A 4,792-nucleotide genomic window follows, 5' to 3' on the forward strand; every position below is an offset into this window, starting at 1 on the left:
TTCAGAATTAAAGAGCTTTTATGAGGGGCTCGTTAAAAAAGGGAAAAAGAAAATGGTAGCGTTTGTAGCACTAATACGAAAAATTATTGTTATCGCCAATGCCAGATTAAAAAAATTTGAACAGAAAAAATCGCTAACTGCGGTATCACTGTGAAGCTGTGAATAAGGTGTGTAAAATGACTATTTATTATCCAGTTTTCAAACTTGCTCACAGCAATTCAAACATAGTTGATCCCGGCTCGGCCGTGAAGGTTTTGTATGCTTCAATTAATACAGCAGATGCCCCCGCGGGAGGACGACGGGTTTTTAAGTTTTTTGGACGGAAAAATACAGGTTACTTTTTTTATAAAAAAATTGTCTTCAAGAGATGATAATAAATAATCGAAAATATAGCTCCAGCAGGAAGCGTAACGATCCACGACATAAAAATATTTCTTACGATGGAAAGTATTAAGCGATCCGATGCCACGAGCAACGCCTACGCCTAACACAGCACCTAGCAACGTTTGCGTGCTTGAAATGGGTAATCCGGCAGCAGAGGTTACAACCACACCACCATACTGGCTGTTGCTAATTTGTGTAGCAAAGCCGCGGCTGAGTGTTAATTGGGTAATATTGCTTCCGATGCTGGCGATTACTTTATAACCATACAGCGTCAATCCTGTCACAATACCCAGCGCGCCTAAAAACATAATCCAAAAAGGAATGCGTGCGCTCGCCAATACAGCACCACTGTCTTTCACAATACCAACCACAGCCGCCAAGGGTCCAATCGCATTGGCTACATCATTAGAAGTATGTGCAAAAGGCATCGCATAAGCTGTAAAAATAATTAAAATGCCGAAGATCTTTTCGAGCTTTTGAAAATCGATATGATTTTTATTATCTGAGACGACCGGGATGGGCCGTGATAGTAAATATCCAAAAAACATAATAACAAAACTGAATCCAATGGAAAGCCCAATCGCCATAGAGGCCATAGAGTTGGAGATTTGCAGTCCAACGTGTTTTAACCCATTTAAAAAAGTGACCAAACTAACGATGAGTGTTACTAAAAAGATATACCACGGCACATAACGTTTGGAGTTATGCAAAGGCATTTCGCTCTATCAAAAATAAACCATTGAACACTGCGAAATAAAAAATAAACGATAACGCCTACAATAATGGGGGTAATGATCCAGTTTAATACAATGTTAGTCAGCTCATGCCAATGGATGGCATGAGCTCCGACAACGGTTAAACCAAAGCCAATAACAGCCCTTACAATACTATGGGTTGTTGAGACGGGCCATCCAAATGACGTAGCTGCAACTAGCCATGTCCCTGCCGCTAATAATGACGCCAACATACTAAACACTAATAATTGTGCTGTATTGCGGGATTTAGCTAAATAAACTGACATTAATAATTTCTCCGCGGATGGTATGAGTGACCTGTCCGCCGGCAAATAAGGACCCTAAAACTTCAAAAATAGTGGCCAGAATGATATAAAGTTGGCTGTGTTCCATTATGAATAATTGAACTGAAAAGATTAACATAACACGGGAAGATGGGAATCAATAATAGCTAAAGCAATTGTGAGGTGATTGAGACCAGACTTCAGAAGTTGCTATACTAACGCCATGTTACGTCAAACTGCGATTTTAGACATGTTTGGTCGATCACCCGTTCACCAACTGCAACAGCACATGGAAAAAGTGCATACTTGTGTTAAATTATTATTCCCCTTTTTTGATGCGCTTGTTTTGCGAGATTGGGAACGAGCCATTGAATTGCAAGGAACGATCACTGAATTAGAAAATGAAGCCGATGAATTAAAGCGAAATTTTCAGCGACATTTACCTAAAAGTTTATTTTTACCTGTCCCGCGCAGCGATTTGATCACGCTTTTAGCTCGACAGGATAAAATAGCTAACACCGCGAAAGATATTGCAGGCATTACACTGGGACGAAAAATAGAAATTCCTGCATCCCTTATTGATAAATTTAAACATTTTTTAACGCACTCTATTAAAGCTTCCACCCAAGCTCGCAACGCTATTAATGAACTCGACGCATTATTAGTTTCGCGCTTTCGAGGAAAAGAAGCCGCTTATGTACACAAATTGATTCAACAAGTAAACCAGATCGAATATCAAGCCGACCAATTGCAGATCGAATTGCGACAATCTCTTTTTCAAATTGAAAAAACCCTATTAACGGTTAATGCTATTTTTTCATATAAAATAATAGAACAAATTGGTTATCTCGAACCATACCCAACAGACTGGTAATCATTTAGAATTATTAATGGCGCACTAACATGACACTTCCTTCTTACAATGCGTTAAAAGAAATTCGACATCGTCGCCCCAATTTTCAACCCAAATTAGCTATTGTATTAGGCTCTGGGCTGGGTGATTTAGCGGATGAAATAGAAGAGCCCAGCGTTATTTCCTATCATGAATTGCCCGGTTTTCACAAACCCAGCATTGAAGGTCACGGGGGTAATTTATACCTTGGTAAAATTAATGGTATCCCTGTGGTTTGTTTGAGAGGACGCGCGCATTATTATGAGGGTGCTGATAATTACACTATTAAAACTATGATTCGGACCATGAAACTTCTTGGGTGTGAAATTTGGCTTGCTACCAATGCAGCCGGGTCCTTACACCAAAGGATTGAGCCAGGCAGCTTGGTATTAATAAATGATCACATTAATTTCCAATTTAATAATGTTCTTGTCGGCTCCAATGAGGATGATTTTGGCGGTCGTTTTATTGGGATGGAGGATGCTTACGATCCCGATTTGCGAGCGCAGCTTTTTAAAATTGCTAAGCAGTTACAAATTGCATTATTGGAAGGAGTTTATATAGGTGTGCTCGGTCCGACTTTTGAAACACCAGCAGAAATTAGAGCCTTTCGTCTTTTAGGGGCTGACGTAGTGGGGATGTCTACAATTCCGGAGGTGATTGTAGCCCGTCATTGCGACATGCGTGTTGCGGTAATTTCCGTTGTCAGTAACTTTGCCGCGGGCTTAACCCACGAAAAAGTGACGCATGAACAAACCTTACGTGGCGTAAAATTAGCAACTGAAAGTCTTAAAAAATTGGTTTTAGCTTTTATTCAACATTATCGCTCATGAATTCAGACTTTGCAAAAATCTTGATTCCTTTAATTGATTTAACCCAATTAAATGAAGGTGACACGCCAGAAACTATCGAACAATTATGTCATCAAGCAAAAACCCATTACGGACCTGTGGCAGCCGTTTGTATTTATCCTCAATTTGTTGAGCAAGCTCGTTTTTTGTTAGCAGGCGTTCCTATAAAAGTGGCAACCGTTGCTAATTTCCCCACAGGCAATCAATCGCTGCTGGATTGCATTCAGTCGATTAAACAATCGCTCGATGAAGGCGCTGATGAAATTGACGTGGTTATGCCTTATAAAAGCTACCTTGAAGGGAATGCGAAGGAGGTCAGAGCATTCCTAGAAGCCTGTCGTGGCACTTGCGGCCTCCAGGCAATTTTGAAAGTGATTTTAGAAACCGGCGCATTAATTAAACGTGATATTATTTTCGACGCTACGAACCTAGTCATTCGCGCCGGCGCTGATTTTATTAAAACTTCAACGGGAAAGCTTCTTAATGGTGCAACGATAGAAGCGGCTGAAATAATATTAGAAGCGATTCAAAATCGCGCCAATAAAAGGGTCGGCTTAAAAATTTCTGGTGGAATTCAAACATTAGAACAAACTGTCCCCTATATTCAATTAGTTAAAGATAAAATGGGCGCTGCTTGGATTACTCCACAAACTTTACGCTTTGGGGCCCAGCCGCTTGTTAGCTGATATTATGCAGTGCCTTTAACGTAGGATTTTTCGCGCTAAATTCCTGTCTGCGCAGGAACGACAATTAATAGTAAAATCTTGTTATAAATTTTCCCATTTTAGATTATTTTTGCTATTAGTCTTAATTTCAAAAAAACTCCCGCCGTCCCCGCGCAGGCGTGGACCCAGCGCGCTAAAAGCGCGCCTAGAATCCCGACTGCGAATATCACGAAGTTTAAAATGAAAACCGTTATGACTTTTGTAGCTAATGATAGGATCACTGCCACGTTACCGCTCCTTCGCGATCACCCGATGCGCTTGTGCGCCGTCGTCTCCAATTCCTTTAATAAATTGAACCTTTGTGCCCACTTCTAATTTTTCAAAGGTTGGGTGAACAACGTTCCCCGCATTAAAGTAAAATTCCTCCCCGTCTGGCGTTGCAATAAACCCAAAATTTTTTCTTTAAAAAGACGAACAATTTCACCGTGCAATAATTCAGGATGCGCTTTAACATGGCCCATACGCATACGCATTTCTTCTTCTACTTTTCGCGCCATGTCGTCAAACGCATCACGTATAGCCACATAAAGATCTTCTACTTCATCCCGATTGACAGCAAATTCCTTCCCCGGCAAAGTGAGATTAATCCACACGTTATACAATTTACCTTGATGTTGGTGCCGCTTAGGCAATTCGACCACAATGTGACAAGAAATAATTTGATCGGAATATTGGCTAAGCTTATCAGCCTTCTTGTGAATACGATCTTCAATCGCAGGCGTCGGGTTTATATTACGCAATGTAATTTGAAGTGGAACTTGTATGAACGACTCCTTATTTACAACAAAATGCTTATACCATAAGTATAGCTCGCAGAGCGTCCTTTTAATTGATTGATTATTATTGAATAATAAATCGATCAAAAAATTTCCTCTATACATGACGAAAGCAGTTCAGTTGATGAAATAGTGAGAAAAGCTGC

At 40.3% G+C, this 4,792-nt stretch carries 4 protein-coding genes and 2 pseudogenes; 3 read left to right on the forward strand and 3 right to left on the reverse strand.

What is annotated here, in order from left to right:
• Nucleotides 1-343: 343 nt before the first annotated feature.
• Nucleotides 344-1,490, reverse strand: a pseudogene (locus OWO34_RS00005) (inorganic phosphate transporter); the annotation flags it as partial.
• 135 nt (nt 1,491-1,625) lie between these two features.
• On the opposite strand from OWO34_RS00005, the gene OWO34_RS00010 reads away from it, so the two are divergent.
• From OWO34_RS00010 to deoC, 3 genes and pseudogenes are all read left to right on the forward strand, one after another.
• A complete protein-coding gene (locus tag OWO34_RS00010) occupies nt 1,626-2,276 on the forward strand; it encodes a TIGR00153 family protein (protein ID WP_267256121.1) in 651 nt (216 codons plus the stop codon).
• A gap of 29 nt (nt 2,277-2,305) precedes the next feature.
• Entirely contained in the window at nt 2,306-3,127 is an 822-nt protein-coding gene (locus OWO34_RS00015; protein ID WP_267256122.1) for a purine-nucleoside phosphorylase, read from the forward strand.
• A pseudogene (gene deoC / locus OWO34_RS00020) lies at nt 3,124-3,850 on the forward strand (deoxyribose-phosphate aldolase). Before OWO34_RS00015 ends, deoC begins: the two are co-directional and overlap by 4 nt.
• A gap of 248 nt (nt 3,851-4,098) precedes the next feature.
• On the opposite strand, the gene OWO34_RS00025 reads toward deoC, so the two are convergent.
• Together OWO34_RS00025 and OWO34_RS00030 are read right to left on the reverse strand one after the other, a co-directional pair.
• On the reverse strand, nt 4,099-4,254 hold the full coding sequence (locus tag OWO34_RS00025; RefSeq protein ID WP_267256124.1) for a hypothetical protein: 156 nt from the start codon (nt 4,252-4,254) through the stop codon (nt 4,099-4,101).
• Nucleotides 4,182-4,733, reverse strand: a complete 552-nt coding sequence (locus OWO34_RS00030; RefSeq protein WP_267256123.1) for an HPF/RaiA family ribosome-associated protein — start codon at nt 4,731-4,733, stop codon at nt 4,182-4,184. The genes OWO34_RS00025 and OWO34_RS00030 overlap by 73 nt, the downstream gene beginning before the upstream one ends.
• Nucleotides 4,734-4,792 lie beyond the last annotated feature (59 nt).

Origin of the sequence: Coxiella endosymbiont of Ornithodoros maritimus, assembly GCF_907164965.1 — a bacterium.
Taxonomy (GTDB): Bacteria; Pseudomonadota; Gammaproteobacteria; order Coxiellales; family Coxiellaceae; genus Coxiella.